Annotated in this window: 26 protein-coding genes; 3 read left to right on the forward strand and 23 right to left on the reverse strand. The window is 66.2% G+C overall.

The features are described 5' to 3' along the window. Positions 1 to 8: 8 nt before the first annotated feature. From CJ179_RS31655 to CJ179_RS31685, 7 genes are all read right to left on the reverse strand, one after another. Entirely contained in the window at positions 9 to 836 is an 828-nt protein-coding gene (locus tag CJ179_RS31655) for an ABC transporter ATP-binding protein (RefSeq protein WP_095864073.1), read from the reverse strand. Further along, the gene (locus CJ179_RS31660; RefSeq protein WP_095864074.1) at positions 829 to 1,881 is read right to left on the reverse strand and encodes an ABC transporter ATP-binding protein; all 1,053 of its coding nucleotides are present in this window, start codon (positions 1,879 to 1,881) and stop codon (positions 829 to 831) included. Before CJ179_RS31660 ends, CJ179_RS31655 begins: the two co-directional genes overlap by 8 nt. Beyond that, a complete protein-coding gene (locus tag CJ179_RS31665) occupies positions 1,878 to 2,762 on the reverse strand; it encodes an ABC transporter permease (RefSeq protein ID WP_095864075.1) in 885 nt (294 codons plus the stop codon). Before CJ179_RS31665 ends, CJ179_RS31660 begins: the two co-directional genes overlap by 4 nt. After that, on the reverse strand, positions 2,762 to 3,709 hold the full coding sequence (locus CJ179_RS31670) for an ABC transporter permease (protein ID WP_095864076.1): 948 nt from the start codon (positions 3,707 to 3,709) through the stop codon (positions 2,762 to 2,764). Before CJ179_RS31670 ends, CJ179_RS31665 begins: the two co-directional genes overlap by 1 nt. 1 nt (position 3,710) lies before the next feature. Next, complete coding sequence (locus tag CJ179_RS31675) at positions 3,711 to 5,351, reverse strand: ABC transporter substrate-binding protein (RefSeq protein WP_072943404.1); 1,641 nt, start codon at positions 5,349 to 5,351, stop codon at positions 3,711 to 3,713. Between the two features lie 71 nt (positions 5,352 to 5,422). Continuing rightward, on the reverse strand, positions 5,423 to 6,418 hold the full coding sequence (locus CJ179_RS31680) for a nitrilase-related carbon-nitrogen hydrolase (protein WP_095864077.1): 996 nt from the start codon (positions 6,416 to 6,418) through the stop codon (positions 5,423 to 5,425). Next, positions 6,415 to 7,488, reverse strand: coding sequence for an agmatine/peptidylarginine deiminase (locus tag CJ179_RS31685; protein ID WP_083395879.1), 1,074 nt, complete (start codon positions 7,486 to 7,488; stop codon positions 6,415 to 6,417). Before CJ179_RS31685 ends, CJ179_RS31680 begins: the two co-directional genes overlap by 4 nt. A 428-nt stretch (positions 7,489 to 7,916) precedes the next feature. On the opposite strand from CJ179_RS31685, the gene CJ179_RS31690 reads away from it, so the two are divergent. Further along, the gene (locus CJ179_RS31690; protein WP_095864329.1) at positions 7,917 to 9,947 is read left to right on the forward strand and encodes a TerD family protein; all 2,031 of its coding nucleotides are present in this window, start codon (positions 7,917 to 7,919) and stop codon (positions 9,945 to 9,947) included. 32 nt (positions 9,948 to 9,979) lie between these two features. Here CJ179_RS31690 and CJ179_RS31695 read toward each other — a convergent pair whose 3' ends face one another. The 3 genes from CJ179_RS31695 to CJ179_RS31705 form a co-directional block, all read right to left on the reverse strand. Then, on the reverse strand, positions 9,980 to 10,684 hold the full coding sequence (locus CJ179_RS31695) for a hypothetical protein (protein ID WP_095864078.1): 705 nt from the start codon (positions 10,682 to 10,684) through the stop codon (positions 9,980 to 9,982). A gap of 135 nt (positions 10,685 to 10,819) precedes the next feature. After that, entirely contained in the window at positions 10,820 to 11,251 is a 432-nt protein-coding gene (locus tag CJ179_RS31700) for a hypothetical protein (protein WP_095864079.1), read from the reverse strand. Between the two features lie 117 nt (positions 11,252 to 11,368). Then, complete coding sequence (locus CJ179_RS31705) at positions 11,369 to 11,965, reverse strand: FHA domain-containing protein (RefSeq protein ID WP_095864080.1); 597 nt, start codon at positions 11,963 to 11,965, stop codon at positions 11,369 to 11,371. A 329-nt stretch (positions 11,966 to 12,294) separates the two neighbouring features. Between CJ179_RS31705 and CJ179_RS31710 the strand changes: the two genes are divergently transcribed. Both CJ179_RS31710 and CJ179_RS31715 read left to right on the forward strand, forming a co-directional pair. After that, the gene (locus CJ179_RS31710) at positions 12,295 to 13,527 is read left to right on the forward strand and encodes a DUF6745 domain-containing protein (RefSeq protein ID WP_095864081.1); all 1,233 of its coding nucleotides are present in this window, start codon (positions 12,295 to 12,297) and stop codon (positions 13,525 to 13,527) included. Between the two features lie 33 nt (positions 13,528 to 13,560). Further along, complete coding sequence (locus tag CJ179_RS31715; protein WP_095864082.1) at positions 13,561 to 14,016, forward strand: hypothetical protein; 456 nt, start codon at positions 13,561 to 13,563, stop codon at positions 14,014 to 14,016. A 57-nt stretch (positions 14,017 to 14,073) separates the two neighbouring features. Here the strand turns inward: CJ179_RS31715 and CJ179_RS52215 are convergent, their stop codons facing one another. The 13 genes from CJ179_RS52215 to CJ179_RS31775 all read right to left on the reverse strand — a co-directional run bounded on the left by CJ179_RS52215 (position 14,074) and on the right by CJ179_RS31775 (position 25,124). Next, positions 14,074 to 14,232, reverse strand: a complete 159-nt coding sequence (locus CJ179_RS52215) for a hypothetical protein (RefSeq protein WP_206012364.1) — start codon at positions 14,230 to 14,232, stop codon at positions 14,074 to 14,076. Further along, entirely contained in the window at positions 14,229 to 14,534 is a 306-nt protein-coding gene (locus CJ179_RS52220; RefSeq protein ID WP_206012363.1) for an NADPH-dependent FMN reductase, read from the reverse strand. The genes CJ179_RS52215 and CJ179_RS52220 overlap by 4 nt, the downstream gene beginning before the upstream one ends. Before the next feature lie 41 nt (positions 14,535 to 14,575). Continuing rightward, the gene (locus CJ179_RS31725; protein ID WP_072943409.1) at positions 14,576 to 15,784 is read right to left on the reverse strand and encodes an acyl-CoA dehydrogenase family protein; all 1,209 of its coding nucleotides are present in this window, start codon (positions 15,782 to 15,784) and stop codon (positions 14,576 to 14,578) included. A gap of 26 nt (positions 15,785 to 15,810) precedes the next feature. Then, the gene (locus CJ179_RS31730; RefSeq protein ID WP_072943410.1) at positions 15,811 to 16,338 is read right to left on the reverse strand and encodes a flavin reductase family protein; all 528 of its coding nucleotides are present in this window, start codon (positions 16,336 to 16,338) and stop codon (positions 15,811 to 15,813) included. A 93-nt stretch (positions 16,339 to 16,431) separates the two neighbouring features. Next, a complete protein-coding gene (locus CJ179_RS31735) occupies positions 16,432 to 17,247 on the reverse strand; it encodes an ABC transporter ATP-binding protein (protein ID WP_095864083.1) in 816 nt (271 codons plus the stop codon). After that, the gene (locus CJ179_RS31740) at positions 17,244 to 18,032 is read right to left on the reverse strand and encodes an ABC transporter permease (RefSeq protein ID WP_072943413.1); all 789 of its coding nucleotides are present in this window, start codon (positions 18,030 to 18,032) and stop codon (positions 17,244 to 17,246) included. The genes CJ179_RS31735 and CJ179_RS31740 overlap by 4 nt, the downstream gene beginning before the upstream one ends. Beyond that, entirely contained in the window at positions 18,029 to 18,856 is an 828-nt protein-coding gene (locus CJ179_RS31745) for an ABC transporter permease (RefSeq protein WP_095864084.1), read from the reverse strand. Before CJ179_RS31745 ends, CJ179_RS31740 begins: the two co-directional genes overlap by 4 nt. Positions 18,857 to 18,862: 6 nt before the next feature. Next, positions 18,863 to 19,825, reverse strand: coding sequence for an ABC transporter substrate-binding protein (locus CJ179_RS31750; protein WP_095864085.1), 963 nt, complete (start codon positions 19,823 to 19,825; stop codon positions 18,863 to 18,865). 155 nt (positions 19,826 to 19,980) lie between these two features. Next, the gene (locus tag CJ179_RS31755; RefSeq protein WP_095864086.1) at positions 19,981 to 20,685 is read right to left on the reverse strand and encodes a dienelactone hydrolase family protein; all 705 of its coding nucleotides are present in this window, start codon (positions 20,683 to 20,685) and stop codon (positions 19,981 to 19,983) included. Beyond that, positions 20,682 to 21,191 carry a nucleoside deaminase gene (locus CJ179_RS31760; protein WP_095864087.1) on the reverse strand — a complete coding sequence of 170 codons (510 nt, stop codon included), beginning with the start codon at positions 21,189 to 21,191 and terminating at the stop codon, positions 20,682 to 20,684. Before CJ179_RS31760 ends, CJ179_RS31755 begins: the two co-directional genes overlap by 4 nt. Further along, a complete protein-coding gene (locus tag CJ179_RS31765; RefSeq protein ID WP_072943420.1) occupies positions 21,188 to 21,619 on the reverse strand; it encodes a nuclear transport factor 2 family protein in 432 nt (143 codons plus the stop codon). Before CJ179_RS31765 ends, CJ179_RS31760 begins: the two co-directional genes overlap by 4 nt. 141 nt (positions 21,620 to 21,760) lie before the next feature. Beyond that, complete coding sequence (locus tag CJ179_RS31770; RefSeq protein WP_095864088.1) at positions 21,761 to 24,163, reverse strand: LuxR C-terminal-related transcriptional regulator; 2,403 nt, start codon at positions 24,161 to 24,163, stop codon at positions 21,761 to 21,763. 34 nt (positions 24,164 to 24,197) lie between these two features. Further along, a complete protein-coding gene (locus tag CJ179_RS31775) occupies positions 24,198 to 25,124 on the reverse strand; it encodes a VOC family protein (protein WP_095864089.1) in 927 nt (308 codons plus the stop codon). Positions 25,125 to 25,136: the final 12 nt, after the last annotated feature.

Consider the following 25,136-nt stretch of genomic DNA (forward strand, 5'->3'; position numbering starts at 1 on the left):
TCTCGCACCTACGTTCCGGGTGCGGTGGGCGTTCTGGAATCGTCGGGCCGCACCGGCCGCCGCTGTGGTCTCCATCCGGGGCGGGGAACGCTGTCGAGCAGCGTGCGGGTGTAGGGGTGCCGGGGATCGCGGAGCAGATCCTCCGTTCGACTGCTCTCGACGATTCGCCCGTTCTGCATCACGATGACGTGTTCGGTGACCTGCCGGACGACTGCGAGATCGTGGGTGATGAATACGTACGAGATCCCGGTCGCGTCGCGGATGTCGGCGAGCAGGTTCAGAATCTGAGCCTGGATGGACACGTCGAGAGCCGCGATGGCTTCATCGAGCACGAGCACGCGAGGTTCGGCTGCGAGGGCACGCGCGATCGCGACGCGCTGCCGCTGGCCACCCGACAGGTGGCCGGGCATGGAGGCCAGCAGCCGCGTATCGAGCGACACCAGGTCGGCGATCTCCTGCACACGATCGGAATGCGTTGCTCCCGAGTAGGTGTCGTACAGCCGCACCGCCTCGGTGAGCGTCTGCTGAATCGTCTTGTGCGGGTCGAGGCTCGTGTACGGATCCTGGAACACCATCTGCGCCTCGCGTGCCCGCGCGCGCCGGGCACGGGTCGCCCGGGACGGGAGGGAGCGGTCGATGCCGCAGCAGGTGATGGTGCCGGCGCTCGGCTGCTCCAGGCCGATGATCATGCGGGCGACGGTCGTCTTGCCGGAGCCCGATTCGCCCACGACGCCGAGCGAGGAGCCCGCGGCAAGTTCGAACGTGACACCGTCGACCGCCGTGAACGTGCCGAAGGTCTTGCTGAGACCGGTCACCGTCAGCACCGGGTCAGTCATTCGGAGTTCCTTCCTGAAGTGGATCGTGATTGTCGATGCGCAGACAGCGCACCGCGTGGTCGGATTCTCGGATTAGGGGGACCGGCCCCGACTCCGTGCAGAGTGTGAGCCTGCGGGGGCACCGGTCGGCGAATGCGCAGGTCTCTGCGGCCTCCCATGCTCCGATCGGGCGGCCGGGGACGGCGGCGAGCCTGGGCCGTGGATGGTCCAGATCCGGGCGGGCCGCGGCGAGTGCCGCCGTGTAGGGGTGTCGCGGATGATGGTGCAGTCCGGTGGAGGCCTGGGTCTCCACGATCTGGCCGGCGTACATGACCGAGGTCCGATCGCACACGGCGGCAGCCAGATCGAGGTCGTGAGTGATGAACAGCAGGGCGACACCCGCATCGTGACGCAGTTCGTCGAGAATGGCCATCACCTCCGACTGCGTGGTGACATCGAGGGCGGTGGTGGGCTCGTCGGCGAGGATCAGCTTCGGGTCGGACAGCAGGGCCGAGGCGATCATCACCCGCTGCAGCATCCCGCCGGACAGGTCGCCGGGGTACTGGCGCATCCGCCGGGCGGTGTCGGTGATGCCGACCTCCGACAGTATTCTCTGGGCACGGCGGGTCGCCTCGTGCCGGTCGACGCGGGCGACGATTCGGAGTTGTTCGGTGAGGAAGTCCCCGACGCGCCGGACCGGATTGATGTACGCCCGGGGGTCCTGGAATATCACCGAAATTCCGCTGCGGGCCCGGAGCAGCGATTCGCCCCGCAGACTCAGCATCTCGTGTCCCTCGAGCCGGACGGTGCCCCTCGTGGTCGCCCGCTCCGGTAGCAGCCGGGCGATCGCCCGCAGGGTCATGGACTTGCCGGCACCGGATTCACCCACAAGCCCGAGGGCCTCGCCGCGCTGGATCGTCAGTGACACATCACGGAGAACCTGCCGCGTCTGGCCGGCGACATCGAGCGTCAGGTTCAGCCCCTCGACGGCGACGAGCGGGGCGGTCGGCGCCGGCGCCGCCGAAATGGGCGAACGAGATGCGAGGTGGGATATCGCTTCTGTCATGAGAGTTCCTTCGCCTGTCTGTCGTTGAGCCGCTCGCCGAGAATGTTGAACGCGACGATCACGAGCACCAGTGCTGTGCCTGCGGCCAGCGATTCGGCGGGGAATCCCTGCAACACACCGGTTTGTCCCTCCGAGACCATCACGCCCCAGTCGGCCTGTGGTGGCTGGACACCGAGGCCGAGGAAGGAGATCGCGGCCAGATCGAGTGCGGCCCAGCCGAAGAGGATGGTTCCCTGCCCGACGAGCATAGGTGCGATGTTGGGGACGATGTGCCGAACGCAGATGGCCCAGGCACCCCTTCCCTGAACCTCGAGTGCCTCGATATAGGGCAGCGATCGTTCCCGGATCGCCGCTCCTCGGACGATCCTCGCCACGTACGGGGTGTATGCGACCGCCAGTGACAGGGCCGCAGACCACTGGCTGGGACCGAACACCGCCGCGGCGAGCACCGCGAGCAACAGCCCGGGAAAGGCGAAGACCAGGTCCGAACCCGAGGAGGTGACGCTGTCGACCCAACCCCCTCGCCAGGCCGCGGTAACGGCGAGAACCGTCCCGGCGACCATTGCGAGAGCGATGACAACGAAGGCGCCGAGCATGGACGAGCGCGCACCGACCAGCAGACGCGACAGAATACCGCGGCCCTGGGAGTCGTATCCCAGCGGATGGGCGGGGCCGGCCCCGCCGAACGCGTGGGCGAGATCGCTCTGATTCGGCGGGTACGGCGCGAGGAGTGGGCCGAACACCGCGATGACTGCGGCCAGCGCGATGATCGCCGCGCTCGTGTAGCCCAGCCATCCCACCCCGCGCAGGCCTGGAACTCCGCGCCTGCAGGTGGTTGTGGCGGCTCCGATGACGGGGGAGTGCCCGGTGGCGGTGGCCATCACGCCGCCGCCGTTCCGAGACTCACGCGCGGGTCGAGCAGTGCGTAGAGGACGTCGACGATGCCGTTGACGATCACGAACGCCACCACCATGAGTAGCGAGACAGCTTGAACCACAGCGAAATCCTTGTTCTGTGCGGCGGTGACCAACGTCGACCCCAATCCGTTGAGGTTGAATGCCTGTTCCACGATCGACACCAGCACGATCAGCGTGGCGATGGTGAGGCCAGTGACGGTCGTGATCGGGATGGCGGCGTTGCGGAGAATGTGACGCCGCAACACGGCCCGGTACGGCAGTCCCCGACTGATCGCGGTGTGCACATGCTCACGCTTGGCCTCGTCACGGACCGACGCGCGGGTGATGCGTGCGACGAGCGCGAGGGAGGAGCAGGCCAGCGCGACGGCGGGGAGCGTGAGGTGGACGATCTGGTCGGCGAACCCCTCGCCTTCTCCCAACGCGGGGAACCAGTTCAGGTTGACCGCGAAGATGCTGATCAGGATGAGGGCGGCGACGAACGACGGGATCGCGGCGAGCACCGTGGTGACCAGCAGGGCCGCGGTGTCGACGAGACCGGGCTTCAGCGCACTGAGAACGCCGATGCCGATCCCGACGACGACGATGATGAGCGACGCGTAGGCCACCAGTTCGATCGTCGTGGGTGCACGCTGCGCGATCAGGGTCGACACGTCTTCCTTGCCGGCGAGCGAGTACCCGAAATCCCCCTGTAGCGCGGAGGTCAGCCAATACCAGTAGCGCACGGGCAGCGGGTCGTCGAGGTGGTATCGCGCCGTCAGCAGGGCCCGTGCTTCCGGCGTGACCTGCCGTCCGCCGGTCAGCACCGCGATCGGGTCACCGGGCGCCAGGTCCAGGGCGACGTAGATCGCAACACTGGCCACCGCCAGGGTCCCGAGCAGGAGGGCGCCGCGCCGGAAAATGAATCCACGCATGTCAGCTCCCGCCGCCGAGTTGGGCCAGCCACGGGGCCTGCATGTAGGCGAACGACGACGGGGCGCCGGTCAGCCGCTTGTCCAGAACCAGGAACGACGCGGGGTGGGACATCGGGATCCAGGGCAGGTCCTGCATGACCAGTCGGTCGGCCTCGATCGTCGCCTCGGCCCGGCGTGCGGGGTCCGGTTCGGTGCGGGCCCGGGCCAGCACCGCAGACAGGTCGGGGTTGGCGTAACCCGAGTAGTTCTGGACGCCGTTCGGCTCTACGTAGGAGGCGATCAACGCCGCAGGATCCGCGTAGTCGCCGTACGTCGTCGAACTGAATGCGTCGACGGCGGCGCGCGCGTCCGGATCGGTGAAGAAGTTGATGTAGTTCTGAGGCGAGACGTTGTGCAGGCTCGCGTCGAGCCCGATCGCCTCGGCCGCCTCCAGCCACGCGTTCGCGGCGGTGTTCACGGTGGCGAGCCCGGTGGATGTGCCGATGACCAGTGGCTTGCCGGCCGCGCCTGCCTCGTCGACGAGCTGTCTCGCCCTGGCCAGGTCTCGTGTCTGTTCGGGGGCGGCGTCCCAGGCCGCGGTGAACGTGTCCCTGGCGTATCCCCACGTTCCCGGGTTCGTCGACAGGCGCGGGCCGACCGCGTTGCCCTGATAAACGGCACCGTCGAAGCTCTGCCGATCGAACGCGAGCGACAACGCCTGTCGCACACGGCGGTCGCCGAGGACGCCGGTGAGATTGGCGGGGATGAAGAACTCGGTCTCGAACGACGGCCCGACGTGCACGGTGACGTTGCTCGTCCGCTGCAGCTGCGGCAGGGTGGAGGTGTCGGTGATCCACGTGCCGCTGATCTCGCCGGTCGCCAGACCCGTCGTCAGGGTCGCCGCGTCGGACACACCGCGGAACTCGATCTCGCGGGTCATCGGCTTCAGGGACGAGTCCCAGTAGTCGGGGTTCGCTTCGACCTTCAGCGTCTTCCCTGACGTCCACTCCGCCAACTGGTACGGGCCCGTGCACATGGCGCCGCCACCGGGTGTCCCGTAATCACGGCCCCGGGCGCGGGCGAACCGTTCCTGGACGACGACCCCCGGCATCGCCGCGAGCTCACCCGGCAGCCAGTAGTCCGGGCTGCTCAGCACGAGCGTGACGGTGTCGGGGCCGTCGGCGCTGATCGACGTGATCCGATCGAGGACGGTGCCGTAGAAGCCACCGACCTCGGGATCCTTGTTCCTCTGCAAGCTGAACACCACATCGGCGGGAGTGAGGGGTTGTCCGTCCCAGAAGCGCACGTCGGAGCGCAGTTTCAGTACCAGCGTGGTCGGTGACGTGTAGTGGTATTCACTCGCCAGTCCGGGCGTGATGGCGCCGTCCGGTTGTTGCCGCAGAAGCGACTCGCACATGGTCGATATGACCGTGTTCTCCGGATAGTCGAATGCGGTGGCCGGATCGACGGTGGTGGGGTCGCGGTACAGCGCCCACGTCGCGCTGTCGGTGTGACCGGTGGCAGCATCCGTGGTCGGGGGGAGACTGAGGAAGGTCGTGTTGTTTCCGGTTGCGGGGACCAGCTCCGGTCGACCCCCGCAACCCGCCAGGGCGACTACCGTGCACGCGGCGACCGCCACGATCCGTAACTTGTTGATGCGCATGTTCGATCCCTCGAAAGTGGTGAACCTGTCTTTTGTGCCGCGGAGCGAGCCGCGGGCACGGCAGTTGCCCGTCAGGGCGTGGTTGCGTGCGACTCGTCGACGAGATCGCGGTAGCTGGCGGGCCGGCGGGTGTCGAACAAGCCGAACGTGAGCCAGTCACGCCGCTGATCCAGATCGAGATCCGCGACGAGGACACTGTCGCGGTGACGGGGGGCCTGAACGATCGTGCGCCCATAGGGATCCGAGATGAACGACGATCCGTAGAAGGTGATCCCGTCCTCGTCGCCGATTCGATTGACGGCAACCATGAAGGTGGCGTTGGCCAGGCCGTTCCCCGAGATCATCTGATGCCACATCGGTTGGGTGTCGAAATCTTTCAGCTCGGGGTCGCTCCCGATCGCCGTGGGATAGACGAGGATCTCGGCGCCCCGCATCGAATACGCTCGCGCCAATTCGGGGAACCACTGGTCCCAGCAGGTGGGGAACCCGAATTGGCCACCCGCAGCCGGGATCACCGGAAATCCGCTGTCACCCGAGTCGAAGTAGCGATCCTCGTGGTAGCCGGGGAAGGCGGGAATGTGGAGTTTGCGGGTCCGCGCGAGCACCGCTCCGTCCGGGGCGACGAGGATCGCGGTGTTGAACCCGCGTCCGGTGTCACTGTGCTCATAGAGCGAGGCGTGGACGAAGATGTCGTGCCGGGCCGCGAGTTCCCGCACGAACGAGGTCGTGGGGCCGTCCGGGATCGACTCGCTGTGATTCGCGGCGTCGGTGTTGTCAGGGATGGTCGCGAAGTACGGGCTCAGGGTCAGCTCCTGCAGACATACGACCTGCGCACCCAAGTCGGCGGCCCGCCGTACCCCGCTCGCCAGGACGGCCCGATGTTCTTCGGGATCCGGGTGCCAGGAGGTCTGCACCGCGCCGACGCGGACCGGCATCCTTGTCGACGGCCGGTCGCGGGCCGGCGAGGGCAGCACGGTCTCGACCGCAGTCACGACGACGAAGTCGCCGGCGTCCACGACATTCTGACCGATCACCCCGGCAAGGGCGCCGCTGTCACGAGGGTTCATCGCGCCGTCTCCCGAGCGGAGTGGGCCGCGGGGATCTGCTGGGTGATGCAGTGCACGCCGCCGCCGCCGTACGCGACGATGTTGCCCGGCACACCGACCACCTCGCGGTCGGGAAACGCGAGGCGCAGCGTCGCCAGCGCCTGCTCGTCGAGGTCGTGCCCGGCGATCGGAACGACCACTCCGCCGTTGGCGACGTAGAAGTTGGCGTAGGCCACCATCGTCTCGGTGCCGTCCGGCAGCGTCTGTACCGGGAACTGGGGCAACTCGAGGATCTCGAGCTGCCGTCCTGCGGCATCCGTCGACTCGCGCAGGACCTGCAGGTTCGCGGCCATGCGCTCGAAATCGGGCAGCTCGGGATCTTCACACGTCTGAGCGATCACGACTCCCGGCCGCACATATGTGCACACGCCGTCGACGTGCCCGTCGGTGTGGGCGTCGTCGAAGTGACCGTAGGGGAGCCAGATCACTGTCGACACACCCAGACGCGTCTTCAATTCGTTCTCGATCTCCGCCCGCGACATCGACGGATTGCGGTTCTCGTTGAGCAGGCACTGCTCGGTCGTGATCAGGGTGCCTTCGCCGTCGATGGTGATCGATCCGCCTTCGAGGACCATGCCCGACGGGATGCGGTCGATCCCGAGGGCCGCGAGCACTCGCCGGCTGATGGTGGCGTCCTTGTCGTATGGCTGGAAACGCTCGCCCCACGAGTTGAAGCCGAAGTCGACGGCGGAACGTTGCCCCGTCCGGTCGAGTACGACCAACGGACCCGAATCCCGGATCCAGGAATCGTCGATCGCCAGTTCCACGACGTCCACCCGGCTGCTGCACGCGGCGCGGGCTTCGTCGGCCTGGCCGGGGTTGGCGATCATGAGGACGGGTTCGAATTCGCCGATCGCGTTCGCGGTCGCAGCGTATTCGGATTTTGCCTCTTCGAAGTACGGACCCCAGAGGCTTTCTCGGGTGGGCCATGCCATGAGGCACCGTTCGTGCGGCGCCCATTCGGCGGGCATCTGCCAGATCGTCGAGGTGGTACTTCCGGTGGTCTTCTGCAGTTGTGGCGTGTTGGTCATGGCGAAATCATCACACTGACTAAAAAATTAGTCAATGGTCATTTTCGTGGTGCGCTACGGCCTCCGGCGGCCTGCTCGTGAACCTCCGCCGGCGCGGTCACGGGGATAGCTGCACAGGGTGAGCCTCGTCGGCGGGGCATGGTCGCGCGGCTGCGAATGCTGAAACCTGCTGGTGTTCGGCAGTCGTCGATCCGTGCTCATTTCGTCTGTTCGGCAGTGTCATTCACGCAGCCGACACAGAACCGGGGGTGTTGTCGACCCGCTGACGGCGTGAATGCCCGCGGCGACACGATGTTTGCCGGGTGGTGTCCGTGAGCGAAACGAACCGATTAGTATGCGCAGTTGATGCGACGGACGTCGGTTGTCGGCACAGGCCCTGTCCGGCGGCACAGGTCGTTGCGGTACCGGGTCGAACAAAGGTGGTTCTGGTGGAGTTTCCGATGCTGTCCAAGGGGCAGAACCTGTCCCTGCCCGCTGACGTGGAGCAGATCGACGTGGTGCTCGGGTGGACCGAGTCGGACGTCGAGGTCGACGCGTCGGCATTGCTGCTGAACGCGGACCGGAAGGTGCGCTCCGATGCCGATTTCGTGTTCTACAACCAGCCGGAGTCGACCGACGGATCGATTCGGTTCCTGGGCGCGAGCGGCACCGAGGAAGGGGCGCAGGCGAGGATCGCGATCGATCTGTCCGCCGTGCCGGACGATGTGCACACCGTTGCCCTCGGCGGCAGTGTCGCTGCCGGCGGGTTCGGTGACCTCGGCAAACTCGCCCTCCGGGTCGTCGACGGTGCCGGGCACACGTTGGCGGAGTACATCACTGCCGATGCCACCACCGAGTCGGCATTCGTATTCGGCGAGGTGTACCGCCGCAATGGCGACTGGAAGGTTCGGGCGGTCGGGCAGGGCTGGGAGTCCGGGCTGGCGGGGTTGGCCACGGATTTCGGAGTCGACATCGACGACGACCAGGACCCCGAACTCACCGCGACCGCCGACACCCCATCCGACAGTGAGGAATCCGCCGTGGTGGCGCCGCCCGGCTCCACCGGCGACGCCCCGCAATTGGTGCCCGAACTGCCCACGACACCGGCCGCACCACGGAAAGCGACGACCCGGGGTGTCCGCACTGCCAAACGGGCGGTGAAGAAGTCGAAGCCACTCGTGTTCGGCCTCGCCGAACAGGACACCTGGCAGCCGGCGCGGTTGTTCTCGGTCATCGGCGTCGGCGCGGGTGAGGAGCAGGAGCGGCGTGCCACGTCCGCACTGATCGCGACGATGCAGGCGGTGCGTCCGTTCGCACGCGCGGTGTGTGCCCGGGTGGGGGCTCCCGCGGGCACCTTCGAGGGGTACGTGGAGGTGGCGTACGAGCGGGGCGAGACGAAGGTGATTCCGGATGCCGTGTTGAAGGTGGCCCGCGGCAGCAGGGTGTGGACCGGTCTGCTCGAGGTCAAGACCGGCAGCGGCAAGCTGAAGAAGGAGCAGCTCGAGAACTATCTCGACGTAGCTCGGAAGAAGAAGTACGACGTCGTGGTCAGCTTGTCGAACGATGTCCCGGCCAGCGCGGGGGAGCTGCCGGTGGAGGTCGATCGGCGCAAGCTCGCCAAGGTCGCTCTACGGCATTTGTCGTGGGCGGAGGTGGCGCACGAGGCGCGGATGCTGCTGTCCCACGGCGGAATCGACGACGATCTGCAGGCGTGGGTCCTTGCCGAGTTCGTGCGGTACCTGGACCATCCGCGTTCCGGGGCGGTCGAGTTCGTCGACATGGGAAGGCACTGGGTCACGGTCCGCGACGCGGTCACCGCCGGCACCCTGCGCGCCGGCGACCAGAAAGCCGCCTCCGTGGCCGACACCTGGGTGTCCCTGTCCCGGCATCTCGCACTGCGACTGACGGCCGAGTTGGGGGTCACCGTCAAACACGTCCTGCCGCGCAGGCACAGCACCGATCCGGTGGCCCGCAATGCGGCGGTTGCCGAGCGGTTGTCGGCCGACGGCGTGTTCGAGGCGGTCCTGCGGATCCCGGAGACTGCGGGCGATCTGGTGGTGATCGCGGATGTGCGGACCAACAAGATCCGCTGCCGCACCACCGTAGACGCACCGAACGAGGGAGCCTCCGGTCGCCGGCTGTCGTGGCTGCTCAAGCAACTCAAGGATGTCCCCGGCGATGTGCAGGTGGAGGCGGTGTTTTCCGAGCGGGGAAACGAAGCATGCGAGCACATCGCGGCGGTGCGGGCCGATCCGAAAGTGCTCACCGCCGGCCGGTCCGGGGACATCGTGTCCTTCTGCCTCGAGCAGTCATTCCCGATGGGCGGTCGAAGGTCGGGAACGGCGGCGAGTTTCATCAGCAGCGTGACGTCCTCGGCGGACGCGTTCTACGGGACGGTGGTGCAGCAACTACGGGAATGGGTGCCGGCTGCACCCAAGCAGACCGAGCAGCCGAGGACTGCAGAACCCGAAGGCGAGTAGAACTCGGTTGACATGCGCGGCCGGCCGCGACCTCACAGCGTCGGCCGGTCCAGCGGCCGTGGGAGCGGTGCGAGTGCGCCCGCGTCCCGCAGCTGCTCGTACACGCTGACCACCGTGTCGATCTCGCCCGACGCTGCGATCTGCAGAAGCACGCCGCCGTCCGGAACGGCCCGACGGCTCGCCTCCAGGCCGTCGGGTATCAGGACTGCGCGGGCCGAGCACAGGTAGCCGGACCGGCCGACCACAGGATCGCCGACGACGAATCCGGCGTCGTCCTCGAGGGCATCGAGAGTGTCGTCGTCGGTCACGTCGCCGAAGTCCGGTTCCCACGTCGACGCAAGCATCGTGAGCAGTTCAGACTCGGGGACGACGGCACCGTGGGGCGCGTCGACACTCATCACCATTGACTGCAACAGAAACTGCGGGGTACCTCCGGCCTCGCCGGAGAGTTCGACCGCCCACCCGGCCTCACCGGTACAGAGCAACCGCAACCCGGTGCCCGTCAAATCCGACCACGCCTCCGCCTCCTGCGCGACGAGGAGAACGGCTGTCAGCTCATCCGGCGCACAAGCGGTATCCGGTCCCGACGCGTGCACCTGCCGCCAGTTGCCTTCCACCGGTGACGCGACTTCCGGCAGCAGCTGCGAGACCTGTTCCACAGTCTGCCGCCACCGCCCCGCCAGCGCTTCGACCGGCTCCGGCCGCGGCCCCCAGAAGGCCCGCACGACGCGTCGCATTCGAATGCGTCCTCCTTGTCTCGCGAGTATCGGGCTCCGCCGAGATCGGCGAGCGTACCTGCGGGCACAGTCTATTCGCGATCGTCCTATTCGCGCGCGTCGCCGTACGACCGAATGTCGAATGCGAGTGTCTACTCAACGAGGACCGGAATTAGTTGTTCCAGTTGGTCCTGCGGTGACAGCCGCGAGTAGAGCATCCGCCCGCTTCACCTGGCGATGCATCCCGAACGCCGCGGCAAGTAACGTGGCGGCCAACCATACGAACACCCACGTCAGGAAGGAGTCACCCTCGTCGGCGAAGTTGGCGAGCGCGACGAATGACATGAGGACACCGGCGGCGAGCATCGCCCAGCTGCCGCGGGCGACCGACTGTCGGTTCTCGACCACTCGCGTTCGCCATGACCAGATGTCTGCGTTCGGTGGTAGCGCGCCGTTGTCGATCGCCGTGGACACCTCACGTTTCGCGGCCAGCCGCGGACTGCGGCCGCTTCGAATCAGCCAGAGCGGCACGACATATGCGGCGACGGCGCCCACCACACCACTGAGAATCACGATGATCGGATCCATGCATTCCTCGCTTGATAGATTTTGTTGGCAACAACAGGATCCGCCGGACCTCCCGCGCATCGAAACGCATCTTAGGGTTGGAAATCGACCCCCTTCGGCTTGGAACCGATCAGAACCCTAGTTGAGGATGCCGTTGTTGAGGGCGAGAGTGACGAGTCGGGAGCGTTTCTGATTCTGAGGGAGGTCCTCTATCTGGAATGTGCTGAAGAGGGCACGGAGATGGGTCTTGACGGTTTCGGTGCTCAGGTGCAGGGCGTCGGCAATCTGTCGGTTCGAGGCCGGGATGGGGTGGTCGGTGCCGTCGTGGAATGGCCGGCACAGTTCGGTGAGGACGGTGCGTTGCGCGGGTGTGAGAACGATGTCGGCGTCGACGGTGCCCCCGATGTGGGTGACGCCGCAGTCGGTGCCAGGCTCCCCATGGTAGGTGAGCATGCTCTCGCCGACTTGGATGACGTCTCCGGGGTGCAGTGTCTGGCGTCCTTGCAGGCGGGTGCCGTTGACGAAGGTGCCGTTGCGGGAGAGGCCGTCGTCGGTGATGGTCCAGTGGATGCCGATGCGTTCGATGGTCGCGTGCAGGCGTGAGATGTCGGGGTCGGTGGGCAGCGACAGGTCGGCGTACGAGGAGCGGCCGATGACGATCGGGGAGTGGTCCGGGACGAGAGTCATCTCGTCGGTACGCCCACGGTCGGTGTACGAGAGAACAGAGTCCGTCACTGGGAGTTCCCCTTTCGGAGTGCGCCCGTTGAGGTAGTGTGTTGCCGGGCTCCGTCGGTCGGCGGGTCGCCGTAGTTGGTCGACGTCATGGTGTGCTTTCTGGCGGTCGGGGCGGGTGTTGTCGATTCCGGTTCCTCCATCGTGGCGCGCAGGGGGCGGGTCGTGTTAGACCCCCTGGGGGTGGTGTCTGGCCACCCCTCTGGACCGAGTCGGCGAGGGATGCGGCCCTCGACAGATCGCGGGGGTCAGCCGGAGGCCTTGCGTTCGAGGCCTTCGCGTGCCACGCTCATACGCATGACTATGGGAAAGGCGGACTCCGCCACAGTCGCGTGAGCGCCGCACCGTTTCGCTCGGCGACTCGACACCGAGCGACATTCACCGATAACACTGATCACTCCGCCGAATACATGTTCGGTGTCGAAGCTGCGCGTGACGCATGGCTCGCGCACGGGTTGTGTGCACGCCCATCCGATCGCACCACGGCGGAATCGGCTGTCGAAACATTTTATCGTCGAGCCGGATTCAGCCGGCCGGAGTTCGTCTGGGTGCCGTCACCTCCAGCGGGATCGGACCTGATCGCCGCCGAGGGGTTGGCGACGACGCTGTCGTTTGCCGGCGACGGAGTTCAGTGCGTCTCCGCCCGAATAGCAACCATGCTTTCGAAATCGCGCAGACGCATGGACGCATTGATCGCCCGAGGGCGATCCGACTGGCCGCACGAACGCCGGGCGATCGAAACCGCGCGAGCCCAGTCGCCCGACAACTCTGCCCGCGTCGGCATCAGCCCCAATGCAATCATTCGAGCCGCCGTGTGGGATTCGTTGCGCACGAGCCTTTTCGATGGGGCCGCGGCTGCGATACGGACACTGATGCCCGCCGTCGTCGGCGGCGTGAGCTGGTATGGACAGCAAGAGGCCCATCGGGTCGCGTACTACGACGCGTACCGTCGGTTTGGGCTCGCCAGGTTCCGCTCCGACGATGTCGAGCTACTCGACGTCCATACCGCCCTGACCGGCGCGACCGGGTGGTGGTGGGCGTTCGACAATGTGTGCGTCGTTGCCGAACGGCCCACCGCCCTGCATGCTGAGCCCATACCGGGCCGTGTTCACAACGAGCACCGGTTGCATCACCCGGATGCGCCTGCGCTGGAATTCGAAGATGGTCGGGCGCTTTTCGTGCAGCACGGGACTGTCGTCCCCGACTGGGTCGTCCTCGAGCCGACGGTCGAACGTATCGCCCGCGAACGTAATGTCGAGGTCCGCCGATGCGCGATCGAGCGCATCGGATGGGACACCTACATCGACGCGGCCGGACTCGCGCTGATCGACCGAGCCGACGATCCCGGCAATGTCGGTCACACGCTGCAGCTTTACGTGATATCGGACGGCTGGGGCCGCAGCGATCACATCCTGCTCGCCGTCAACGGTTCCCCCGAACGCGACGGCCGTCGGCGACGATACGGGATCTATGTGCCGACACGAATTTCGTCGGCGTTGGATGCCGCAGCCTGGACCTACGGCATCAATGGCGCCGACTACGCCCGGCTCGTTCGTCGAACCTGAAACCCGAAAACCCGAACTCCGAAGGTGATTCGCATGAATTCGATCATGACCTTGTCCGATCTCACGGCCCTCACGGGCCTCGATGTGTTCGACTATCTCGATCAGGAGGTATCCGTACCCGTCATCGACGGTATGCAGGCTCAGGGCGACCTCATCGTAGTCCCGTATTCGCTTGTCGCCGACGTCGTCACGCCCGGTCCATGGACGCGGTCGGAGAACGTCCCGCTGTCGGGAGTGGAGTTGCTGCGGAGCGCGGCGGGCGGAAACCCGCACAGCCTCGTCGCCGACGAAGGCATGTGCATATGGTCGACACCGGTGAACGACCCCCGGCGCCTCGCGCGCGGCATCCTCGACACCCGCGTTACCGCCTACCTCATCCACCCCGAGCACGGAGCCACCGGCATGGCCCCCGGTCGGTATGTCATCGGACGACAGCGGGAACGGGGCGTCGGGCGGTTCTTCGAGCGGACGCACTTCGTCGTCGATTGACGTCCGGGATCCGTCCGATTCGGCTCTACGTGCCGCGCGGGGGACGCAGGGCCGTGCTCACCCGGACAAGCTCGTCGAACATTGCCTGGGCCGATGCGGACACGGCGGGGTCGGGACGAAGTTGCGCTTCTCGTCGAGGAACTGGGCGACGAACGGTATCGCGACCGCCTCCGCCACCGGGGTCATGTTCACTGTCGTGACAACCTGCTTGATCATCTGTGCGGCGCTCGTGTCCCGGCTGAGATGCCGCCGCAGCTGACCAGGCCGACCGGCTCGTAGACGAACGCATCCGTCTCGGCGACCGTGGCGGTCCAGTCGATGGTGTGCTGATGCGTGTTCTGGCTCAGTCGTCGATGGTGGGGTTCGTCCATGAACGGCAGGTTCACCTCTCGGAGGTCGACGAGTTCGACCTCCGAGAATCCCCCGTGAACATCGGCATCCGATGCTACCCACTGTCCTACCTGCAAACCGATTCTGCCTGGACGGGTGCTGGCGACGATGATGTCGAGCTTGGGCAACGCTGTTCCTCCTTCGAGTGACGGGTCCGAGGGTCGCGCGGTCACACCATCCGGCGGTTCTCGTCGGTCTGGAGGCCGAGGATGAATTCTGCGTGGCTTTCGAAACCGGCCTCACCCATCACCCCATGAGCGGAGATGGTGTTGAGGTCGCGGAGGAGTTTGGACAGGAGACTGTCGTCGAGGATCGCGGCGGCACCCGCATGTCGGAACGCGCGGGTGACCACTTCCACCGAGGTCTTCGCGGCGAGCGAGGCGGCGGTCTGCATCTGGTCGAGCAGTGGGAGCTGAACACGGTCTCCTGCGTCGATCACATCGTTGACCTGGTGGAGGGTATCGATGCAGAGGCTGCGCGCGGCGCGGACGCGGGCGTCGAGTTCGCCGAGTTCGCGTTGGAACCAGGTGAGTTCGGTCAGGGCAGGAGGCTGATGCAGGTTGATCCGCCCACCGCGCCGGATCTTCGGCGCGGCGCCGACAATTTCGTCCAGAGCCCGGCGGGCCGCGCCGAGGACCATGCCGGGGTGCATTTGCAACACGAAGGGCACCATGCCGAGGCGGGACAGCGGGGTGTCGGTGCGGCAGCCTTCACCCATCGGGTCGTAGATCATGTCGTCGGCGACGAAGACATGGTCGGCCTGGAAGCTGCTGCTGCCCGTGCCACGCATGCCGAGTACTTGCCAGTCGTCGAGGATCTCTATCTCGCCACGCGGCAGGAGCGCGGCCCGGCGTACCGGTTTGCCGGCCTCATCGGCGATGAGGAACGTCGCGGTGACGTAGTCAGCGTGGTAGAGACCGCTGACGAAGTCCCACCGACCGCTGACCACGTAGCCGCCGTCCACCCTTTGCGCGCTGCCGGGCTTGAGGGACGCCGCCTTGAGGGCGATGCCGCCGGCGAAGATCCTGCGGGCTGTGTCTTCGCTGACCACGGTGGCGAGCTCGCCGGCACCTTCGAGAAGAATCGTGGCTGTCCAGGCGGTGGCGGGGTCGATGTGCCCAATCTTTTCGATTACCTCGAACGCGGTGACGGCATCGACGACGTTGCCGCCGAGATCGTCGGGAGTCATGATTCCGAGCACGCGCGACTGCCGCAGTGCTGCGATGGAGCGGTCACTGAGGCGCCGACCCGATTCGGATTCGATTGCGCCGATCGCGAGTTCGTCACGGATGGAATCGACCGCGGCGAGGGCCGCGGCGCGCCGATCGGTGCGGGCGAGCGGCCACGAGGTCAGCGGGGCAGTCGTGGTGGAGGTCATCGGTCGGTTCCTTTGCGGTTGGGGAGTCACGGACGGGCCGAGGCGGGCAGCGGAGTATGGATCCCGAATCGGCGTTTGCTGTAGGAGAGGGTGCGGGCGGGCCGGTTTTCGACCGTTCTGACCTGCCCGAGAATGATGACGTGGTCGCCGCCGCCGACGATCCGGGCGACGTCGCATCCGAGCCAGCCGGGGGCGTCGATCAAGCGGGGCAGGCCGCTGTCCATCCGCCAGGGTGCGTCGGCGAATCGATCGATGCCGCTGGTAGCAAAGATGCGGGCGAGTTCCTCATCGTGCTCGCCGAGGATGTTCACGCCCAGTCGGCCGGTGGCGGTGACAGCGGTCAGCACCCGCGAGCGGCGGTCGAGGGCGACGGTGATCATGGGCGGGGTCAGCGACAGCGAGCCGAAGGCGCTGACAGTGGCACCCACGGGCGTGTCCTCGGTCATGGCGGTGATCACCGTGACCGGGGCGCACAGGGATGCCATCGTGTCTTTGAATTCGTCGGCGATCGAGGTGGTGTCGGTCCGGTCGGGGGTGTCTGTGCTGATCGACATTCGTGCCCTCACTTCAGGTCAGTGGTGGGAGGTGTTCTTGCTCGATACTGCTCGGGCCGGCAACGTCGGTTCATCCCCGGAACTCGGGATTTTTCAGCGCCGGATCAGTCCGAGGACATGTGCGCGTAGCTCGGCGAAGGCCGGCTCGAGTTTGGTGTGCAGTTGATCCCGGGGGCCGGGTAGGGGGACCTGGATGATCTCGGTGACCGACGTCGGAGCGCCGGAGAGGACGATGACGCGGTCGGCCAGGTACACCGCTTCGTCGATGTCATGGGTGACGAGAACGACGGTCATCCCCAGTTCCTCACGCAGTCTGAGCATCAGGTCCTCGAGATCTGCTCGGGTCTGCGCGTCGACCGATGCGAAGGGCTCGTCCATCAGCAGCACTTCGGGCCGGCACGCGACTGCGCGGGCGATGGCGGCGCGTTGCTGCATCCCACCCGACATCTGCCAGGGATAGAGGTTCGTCGCGTGTGCAAGGCCCACCGCCTGCAGCGCCTGCTCGGCGATGCGGTGGCGTTCTGTTCGTTTCAGGCCCGAACGGCGGAGCGGGAGCATGACATTGCCCAGCACACTCATCCAGGGGAGCAGGGACCGTGAGTAGTCCTGGAAGACGAGGGCCAGGCCCTTCGGGGGAGCGGTGACATTCTCTCCCTCCAGTGCGACCTCACCGGCGTCCGGTGAGAGCAGTCCCGCGAGGCACCGCAACAGGGTGGTCTTGCCTGCCCCCGAGGGGCCGACCACGGTGACGAATTCCCCTTGATGGACCGTGAACGTGACGTCGGCCAGGATGTGCCGGGAGGCGGTCCCGCGACCATAGGATTTTGCCACGGCCCGCACATCAAGAGTGAGACGAGCGGGCACATCCGGGTCGGTGGCTGCGGCCGGGGTAGTGGTGGATGTGGTCATGATGCAGAACCTCCTTGCCCAGCTTTCCTGAGCCCGTAGTACCAGCGGAGTAGATACCGTTCGATGACGCGGAACACGACGTTGCTCGTGTAACCGAGAATTCCCAGAAGTAACAATGCCGACCACATCTCCGGAATCGCGAAGGTGCGTTCGGCCTGCAGTTGCACGTATCCGATTCCGTGCGTGGACGCGACGTATTCGCTGGCGATGATCAACACCACGCCGAGCGCGACGCTGATCCGCGCTCCGGCCAGAATCTGCGGGCTTGCCCCCGGCAGGACGACCCGCAGCAACCGATGGTGGACCGGAATGTGATAGCTGCGCATCATGTCTCGTACGAGCGGGTCCAGGGAGCGGACACCGTCGATCGTGCCGAGCAGAATCGGCCAGATCGTCCCGTAGGCGATAACCGCGATCTTCATCTCGTCCCCGACACCCATCAGCACGAGGCCGACGGGAACGAGCACGATCCCAGGTACCGAGCGCATGAACTCGAACACCGGGTGAGCGGCATCGTAGAGACCCTCGCGCAGCGCCAGCACCAACCCGGCACCGATTCCGATCACTGTCGCAATCACCAGACCGGCGAGGAAGTTCCGCACGCTGGGAACGGCATCCGATCCGATCCGGTCGAACAACCACATCTGCTGGAAGGTATGCGCCACCTGCTGAAGTGGAGGGAAATAGAAACTCTCCCTGCGTGTTGTCGCCACCCACACCACGGCGACGGCCACGATGGGCAGCCACAGTTCGACGGCGGCCGCTCGTGCTGTTCTCCGTATCATTTCACTGTCTCTCTGTTGGCGGGCGACCACGGAATCACCCGGCGTTCGAGGTGGAGGAAGACCACGTTGAGGGCAACACCGAGCAGTCCCGCGACCATCAGCCAGGCGAACATCACGTCCACACCACCGGCCTGCTGCGCTATGCCCAGTGACTTGCCCAGTCCCGGAGCCGAGCCGAGGTACTCGGCCGCCGTCGTCAGCATCAGCGCGATGGCGGCCGAAGTGCGTAATCCGGTGACCACGAAGGGGAGCGCGGACGGCAGGACCAGTTGCGTCATGCGATCGAACCGCGAGAGTCGTAACGACCGCACGGTGTCGGCGGCGACAGGGTCGACGTTATGCACACCGTCGACGGTGGACGTCAGTAGCGGCCAGCACGCCCCGAACACGACCAGGAGCACCTTCATCTCCATCGTCGAGCCGAGGATCAGCAGCAGAACGGGGGTGAGTGCGACCGCGGGAATGGTGCGCAGGAAGTCGAACATCAAGCGTGTGCTGCGGGTGAGGAACCCGGATGTTCCGATCAGCAGTCCGACGGGGACGGCGAGGACGACGCACAGGGCGAGGCCCGCAACCCAGCCCACCGCGGTCTGGCCCAGCGTCATCCAGAATTCCGGCGTGGTCGTCATCGACGCGAGAGCCGACAGTGATTGTGTGGCAGTCGGTATCGAACTCGAGGGCAACAGCCCGGACTGCACCGCCAGTTGCCAGCCAGCCAGGGCTGCGACGACGACCACTGCCCGCGTGGCCAGGCGTCGCTGGGGGAGTGGAAACCAGGGTGAGGTTGCGGCCGGGGGCCGAGGCGTGCGCGTGAGCGTGGTCATGATCGATCAGCTCATCAACTCGTCGACATCGACGTCTCCTGAGACGAACTGATACTGCTCCATCAGCCCGGTCCACAGCGTCAGTGCGGCGCGAGGGTCGCCGGCGTCGAAGACAGGGAGCCGCATTGCCGGAATCAGTTCAGCGGGAACCGGGCTGATCGTCGGCAGCACTGCCCGCACCTCGTCCGGATGCGCGGCGGCGTATTCGATGCCCCGGTTCAGTGCCCGGACGAAGCCCTGCACTACCTCCGGATTTTCCTGTTCGAACTTCTGCGAGGTGGCGACGGTCAGCTGCATGCCACCCGGTACCGCCTCTGCGCCCGGCGACATCAAGCGGGTGGCACCCTGGGCGAGCGCGGCGGTATCGAACGGTGAGATCGTGCTGATGGCGTCGACATGGCCTTTGGCGAGGGCGTCGGTCATGTCCGACAACGGCATTTCCAGGAATTTCACCTGGTCGCTGTCCGCCCCGGCCTTGTCGAGCGCGGCACGGAGAGACAGTTCTCCACTGCCTTTCAGTGCCCCGACCGCGACGGTTCTTCCGGTCAGGTCCGCGGGTGTCTTGACGGCACTGTTCTCCGCGACGAGCACGACTCCGGTGTCCTCAGCGGGGAGATCGGTGCTCTTGGTGACGCCCCCGACGATCCGCAGCGGGAGCCCCTTGTCGAACGCCTGGATGACGATCGCTGTCTCTCCGAGAGCGAACTGGTCGGAGCCGTTGACCAAGTTCGTGATCATGGCACCGGCATTGGTGAAGTCTGCGGTCGCGTTGATCCCTTCCTCGCGGAAGAATCCCTTGTCGACCGCAAACGTGAAGGGAACGGAGTCGACGATGGGTAGCTGACCCACCGTGACGTCGAGAAGGCCATCGGTTCGGGACTCTGTGTCCGAGGAACTACAACTTGCCGTCGATACCAGGGCAAGTGTGACCAGGCCGGCGATGACGGCGTGTCGGGGCAGTATGTGCATCGGTCGTTTCCTTCTCCGAGAATGAGGTCGGGGACCTGAAGGGACTCGCGGTTCGCGCGATCTTTCGAGACTGGCGGTGTGGCGAAAGTCTCGTTGTACTGAGCCTGGCGGGTTCGAGTTGTGGCCGCAATGACGAGAACTCGGGATGTGTCAGGTCAGTCCAGCCACCGCTGCAGATGCAGCAGGGTGCGCTCGAACGCGAGATCGGTTGCTTCGGAATCGAACGTGTCGCGTCCGAAGGTGGCGAACGCGTGGTTCGCACCGGGGTACCGGTAGAACTCCGCCTCCGGGTTCCCGGCGAACGCCTCCGCGATGGCGGTTCGTGCCTCGGGCGGGCAATAGTGATCATTTTCGGCGAAGTGGAACAGGACGGGGACATCGATCTGTTCGGCCACCTCGAGGCGGTCCTGCACTCCGACGCCGTAGTAGCTCACCGCAGTATCGACGTCGGTACTCGCGGCGGCCAGGATAGCCAGACCGCCGCCGAGGCAGTAGCCGAGCGCACCGACCCGCCCATTGCCCCAGTCGCTTCGGCGAAGCCACTGGACTGCCGCGGAAATGTCGAGGCCGGCGGTGGACAGGTCCAGGTTGTCCCGCAGCTCGATCGCGTGAGTGAAGTCCTCCCCGGTGTAGTCGAGTTCGACATCAGCCTCCTGGCGGGCGAACAAGTCGGGGACGAGCGCCTGAAACCCCTGCGCCGCAAAGATCTCAGCCATGGTCCGCATGTAACGGTTGATACCGAAGATTTCGTGCAGCAGAACGATTCCACCGCGATGGTGACGTGTTTCGGGTCCCGCGGAGTAGGCCCGGAACGTGTGGCCGTCCCCGGCAGTGAGGCGAACCGTCGAGGTGAGGATCATCGTGCCTGCCCCGTCCAGTAGTCGACGTGGGGTTCGAGGGCGGCCTGTCCCATCGGATGATGCCGGATCTCCGGACGACCATCGCCACCTGCGAGCACCTCCGCCATGGGCGTAGGGACCGTGCGGACCTGGTCCGATGCCCCCGGAAATGACGCCAGATCCTTGGCTGCGAGTGCGTACACCACGCGTCCTATGCCGCTCAGATAGATCGCCCCGGCGCACATCGGGCACGGTTCCGCGCTGCTGTACAGCGTGGTCGAGGCAAGAGCCGGAGCCCACCTCGACGCCGACGCCGCGCGCACCACATTGGTCTCGGCGTGCGCAGTGACGTCGCGGTCGGTGACGGCGGTGTTCGTTGCCGTCAGCAGAACGATCCCTGCGGCATCGACGAGAAGGGAACCAAATGGTCGGTTGCCGTCGGCGCGCGCCGTTCTCGCCAGATCCAACGTGTGCAGCAGGTGCGTTCGATCGGTGGCCTCGCCGACCGTGCTGCCGGCCGGATTCACACCGACCTCGTGAAGATCGGAACCGAGCGCCGCTCACGGAAACGCCACACATGGTCGGCGCCCCGAACGTAGATGTCCCGGTATTCCGCCACCGACTGTGCGATGGGTTCACCAGCCTCGAGTCCGTCGTGCATGTACAAGGTGACGAGCACCGTGCCCTCGATCGACGAGGTGGAGAGACGAACGAGGCGATGGTTGCTGAGCACGCTTCGGGACGTGCGAGCCATTGCTGTGCGTCCGTCGGCGAACGCCTGCAGTGCGGCAGTGCCGGCCGTGACCGCCTGACCGGTGACGAACCTTCCGTCTGTCTCGAACAGTTCCGCGAACCCGGCCGGCTCCGCATGGTCGAGCTTCCAGGTGAATTCGACGACGAGGTCGTGTATCGCCGATCGCGTGGGGGTGTCGATGTCGCCGCGGATTGCGTGCACCAGTCGCTCCTTCAGTCGAAGTTGTCGTATCGCTCGTAAGCCTTCTCCGACAACACCGGTCGGCGCATCACAAGTTCTCGTCAACTCCGGCTCTGAACCGCACCCCGTGCGCAACCGACCGCACTCGAGTCGTGGCGGGCGTCAGTCGTCCATCAGCCCGGATCTGATGGCATACGCGGTTGCGTCCGCTCGCCCGGAGGCCCCGATCTTGCGATACAGGTTGCTGATGTGCCTGCCGACGGTCTCGATGCTGATGACGAGTTCGGTGGCGATCGCCCGGCTGGTCGAACCGGCCGCGATCAACCGCAGCACCTGCACCTCGCGGGCGGTCAGACCGTCGGGATAGCGATCCTGTCGACTACGCCGGGCGCTGCGGGCGGCCACGAGCTGCGGTGCGTAGGCCAGGACGTCACCGACTGTCATTCGGAAGCCTTCTGCGTGCAGCACCGAGAGATTGGACGGCGGTCCGGTGAGGATTCCGGTCAAATCTATCGCTCTGGCCGGGAATTCGATCCAGTCATGCAGATTCAACGTCGAGCGGACAGACATGGCCAGACCTACCAGCCGGGCGGCATAGTCGCTGTCGCCGAGATCGTGCAGGCACACGGCAAGACCTTCCAGACACCAGATGAAACGTGGTCTCGCACCGATCGCGGCCGCCAGCGCGAGGCTCTCAAGGTAATGGGTGGCAGCCGCGACGACGGTGCCACGGCCCAGTTCGATCTCGGCGATGAGGTTGAGGAAGACCGAACTGTTCCAGGCATCACCGGCGTCCTGGGCCAGACGTAGTCCCTCTGCGAGCAGCGCTGTCGCCTGAGTGTCGTGGCCGTCCTCATGGAGAATGCGGCCGAGTTGTTGCAGTGGCACGTTGGTGTACGAGCTGTCTCCGACACCGCGAAACCCTTCGACGGCACGGTCCAGGGTGCTGCGGGCAAGCTCGCGGTGCTGGCCGGTCGCGGCGGCCGAGGCGCCGAAGAGGCTGCGGGCGCGGGCTGCCCACCACTGGTCGTCCGCGTCGTCGAGGCTGGCGATGGCCTCCTCGAAGAGCGGGCGGGCGGCGTCGAATCCGTGTACTTCGAATCGGGCGGCGGCAAGGTCGACGAGAGTGCGGGCTCGCGCGGTCGGTTCACCCAATTCCTGCCAAAGACGTGCACATTCGTCCAGTTCGGCGAGCGCATGCGCATATGACGACGCGGCACCGGTGAGAACTGCCCGGGCCTCGCGGGCGCGCACGGCCGGCACGGACCGCCTGTCTCCCGTGAGCCGAAGACTGTCGGTGAGCCAGTGCAAGCCCTCCTGCAGGAGACCTCTCGCGAGCCAGTAGCTGCGCATTCCTGCGGCAAGGTCGACTGCGCGTTCGTCGCCCAATTCGAGGTAGAACCGTAGTGACGACCTGATGTCGCCGAGGTCACCGTCGGTGCGTGTGAGCCAGTCGTCGGCGGCAGGCCCCACGAGGTCCGCGCCGTCGAGCACTCTGTGCAGAAAGTACTGTGCGTGGGCAGTTCGGGCGGTCGCGGGCTGTGGTTCCGACCGCAGTAGTAGCCGGCCGTAGTCGCGCGTGGTCTGCGCCATCGCGAAGGCGGGTCTGCGACGGTCCGGCCGATCGGGCACCGGAGTGAGCAGGCTGAGGCGCACGAATTCGTCGAGGTGATCCACCACCGCGTGCGGAGAACAGACTTCGGCAGGTCCATGCAGTTCGCCCACCGAATCGGCGAGAATCGCTGACAGTGCTCGAGGTTCGATGACGCCGTCGAAAACCGCAAGGACCTTGTACAAGGCGGCATCGACCGGCTCGAGCAGCGACACGGTGTCCGCCACGGTGCGGGCCAAGGTGCGGTGACGGTCGGGAAGATCAGCGGGTCCACGCATGTTCGGCGACCAACCGTCTTCGATCCGCGCCGCCAAGGCGTCCAGCGTCAACGTGCTCAGTTGATGGGCGGCGATCACGAGGGCGAGGGGAAGCCCGCCGAGTTGCCGGCAAATCGAGGCGACCGTGTGGGCCTGGGCCCCGAGGTCTCGTTCGAAGGCAACCCGGCGGGCGTGATCGAGGAAGAGTTTCAGCGCTGGACTGGTCGACGCGTCGATGTTGGGGGCACCGTCTGCGTCCGGACAGGGGAGAGGGCGCAGTACATATCGGTATTCGTGTGACAGATCGGTCGCGGCCCTGCTCGTTGCGAGGAGCCGGACGTGCGGGTGGGCAGTCAGGAGCGCGCCGAGGGCGCGCACCTCGGAGCGGATCCGTTCGAGACTGTCGACCACGACGACGTGTGGTTTCTCCGATTCGGGCGGCGTCGCCATGGCGTTGCCGATCTGGGTCACCGCATCTGTCGCGGACTCGCATCCCGACAGATCTACCGGCGTGACGTCGGTGCCCGATGTCACCAGTTCCCTCGTCACTGCGGCGACGACCGCGGTCTTCCCCACACCTCCGGTACCGACCACGGTCAGCATCCTGACCGCGGGGTCGCGGAGAAGTGTGACGATCGAGGCAACGTCGTCGTCCCGGCCGACGAGCGCGCGTGGTGGCAATGTGTCCGAGTCCATGGCAGAACCCTCTCGATGTCGACGAAGCCCGCAGTCACCCCTTCGCGGAATGCGCTCCGGTCATGAGGGCCGCGAGGTCGTCCGGTTCGAGGAACGACGGCGGGGGCGGCGGTCCCCAGGCGTAGAGGCCCTGCAGTCCGTGCAGCACCTCCGGGGACCAGAGTTCGTCTTCGGGGACGGTGTCCATGTCGGAGTAGTACTCGGAGAAGTTCCCGGCGGGGTCCTTGAGGTACCAGAAGAAGTTCGCGCCCGCGTGGTGGCGGCCGAGTCCCCAGATGTGGCGTTCGGGGTTGTTCTCGAGCATGGTGTGGGCGCCGCGGCCGACCTCGTCGATGTCGTCGACCTGCCAGCTGGTGTGGTGCATGAAGTTCACCGGTGCGGCCATGACGAGGACGTTGTGGTGCTCGACGGAGCAGCGCAGGAACGCGGCCTTGTCGCCCATGTAGTCGCTGACCTTGAAGCCGAGGCCGTCGGTGAAGAACTTCATGGTGGTCTCGAGGTCGGTGGACCCGATCACCGCGTGTCCGAGTTTGCGGGGGCGTACCGGCTCGGTGCGGGTGAGGAACGGGGCCCGCCCCCACCGGTCGATCCGGCCCGGACCGTTGTACGGCGTCGGCGACACCGCGGGCTCGATCACGATCCGGGGTCGCACCGCGACGTGCACCAGGGTGCCGGTGATCGGTTCGACGGCGCTGACGGAGGTGCCGTCGTGCTGGATCGCGGTACCGAGCCTGGTCAGCCGCGCTGTGGTGGCGGTGATGTCGTCGGGGTCGTCGGCGGCGACGGTCAGCTCGACCAGTCGCCGGGTCGGTGCGTGCACGATGTGGAGTTGTTCGCCGCCGTTGCGGGTGGCGAACACCCCGTGTCCGTGGTGTTCGAGTCCGAAGTCGGTGTAGTAGGCGATGGTGTCGTCGACGTTGGGGACGCCGATGGTGACCTTGCCCAGTCCGTGTAGTGCCATGACGTGGTGTCC

Origin of the sequence: Rhodococcus sp. ACS1 (assembly GCF_002300155.1) — a bacterium.
Classification (GTDB): Bacteria; Actinomycetota; Actinomycetes; order Mycobacteriales; family Mycobacteriaceae; genus Rhodococcus_F; species Rhodococcus_F koreensis.

Bases quoted from the DNA above. Each gene is read 5' to 3' on its own strand.
- CJ179_RS31655 (WP_095864073.1), bottom strand. From the start codon at position 836: ATGACTGACCCGGTGCTGACGGTGACCGGTCTCAGCAAGACCTTCGGC.
- CJ179_RS31660 (WP_095864074.1), bottom strand. From the start codon at position 1,881: ATGACAGAAGCGATATCCCACCTCGCATCTCGTTCGCCCATTTCGGCG.
- CJ179_RS31665 (WP_095864075.1), bottom strand. From the start codon at position 2,762: ATGGCCACCGCCACCGGGCACTCCCCCGTCATCGGAGCCGCCACAACC.
- CJ179_RS31670 (WP_095864076.1), bottom strand. From the start codon at position 3,709: ATGCGTGGATTCATTTTCCGGCGCGGCGCCCTCCTGCTCGGGACCCTG.
- CJ179_RS31675 (WP_072943404.1), bottom strand. From the start codon at position 5,351: ATGCGCATCAACAAGTTACGGATCGTGGCGGTCGCCGCGTGCACGGTA.
- CJ179_RS31680 (WP_095864077.1), bottom strand. From the start codon at position 6,418: ATGAACCCTCGTGACAGCGGCGCCCTTGCCGGGGTGATCGGTCAGAAT.
- CJ179_RS31685 (WP_083395879.1), bottom strand. From the start codon at position 7,488: ATGACCAACACGCCACAACTGCAGAAGACCACCGGAAGTACCACCTCG.
- CJ179_RS31695 (WP_095864078.1), bottom strand. From the start codon at position 10,684: ATGCGACGCGTCGTGCGGGCCTTCTGGGGGCCGCGGCCGGAGCCGGTC.
- CJ179_RS31700 (WP_095864079.1), bottom strand. From the start codon at position 11,251: ATGGATCCGATCATCGTGATTCTCAGTGGTGTGGTGGGCGCCGTCGCC.
- CJ179_RS31715 (WP_095864082.1), top strand. From the start codon at position 13,561: ATGAATTCGATCATGACCTTGTCCGATCTCACGGCCCTCACGGGCCTC.
- CJ179_RS52215 (WP_206012364.1), bottom strand. From the start codon at position 14,232: ATGATCAAGCAGGTTGTCACGACAGTGAACATGACCCCGGTGGCGGAG.
- CJ179_RS31725 (WP_072943409.1), bottom strand. From the start codon at position 15,784: ATGACCTCCACCACGACTGCCCCGCTGACCTCGTGGCCGCTCGCCCGC.
- CJ179_RS31730 (WP_072943410.1), bottom strand. From the start codon at position 16,338: ATGTCGATCAGCACAGACACCCCCGACCGGACCGACACCACCTCGATC.
- CJ179_RS31735 (WP_095864083.1), bottom strand. From the start codon at position 17,247: ATGACCACATCCACCACTACCCCGGCCGCAGCCACCGACCCGGATGTG.
- CJ179_RS31740 (WP_072943413.1), bottom strand. From the start codon at position 18,032: ATGATACGGAGAACAGCACGAGCGGCCGCCGTCGAACTGTGGCTGCCC.
- CJ179_RS31745 (WP_095864084.1), bottom strand. From the start codon at position 18,856: ATGACCACGCTCACGCGCACGCCTCGGCCCCCGGCCGCAACCTCACCC.
- CJ179_RS31750 (WP_095864085.1), bottom strand. From the start codon at position 19,825: ATGCACATACTGCCCCGACACGCCGTCATCGCCGGCCTGGTCACACTT.
- CJ179_RS31755 (WP_095864086.1), bottom strand. From the start codon at position 20,685: ATGATCCTCACCTCGACGGTTCGCCTCACTGCCGGGGACGGCCACACG.
- CJ179_RS31770 (WP_095864088.1), bottom strand. From the start codon at position 24,163: ATGGACTCGGACACATTGCCACCACGCGCGCTCGTCGGCCGGGACGAC.
- CJ179_RS31775 (WP_095864089.1), bottom strand. From the start codon at position 25,124: ATGGCACTACACGGACTGGGCAAGGTCACCATCGGCGTCCCCAACGTC.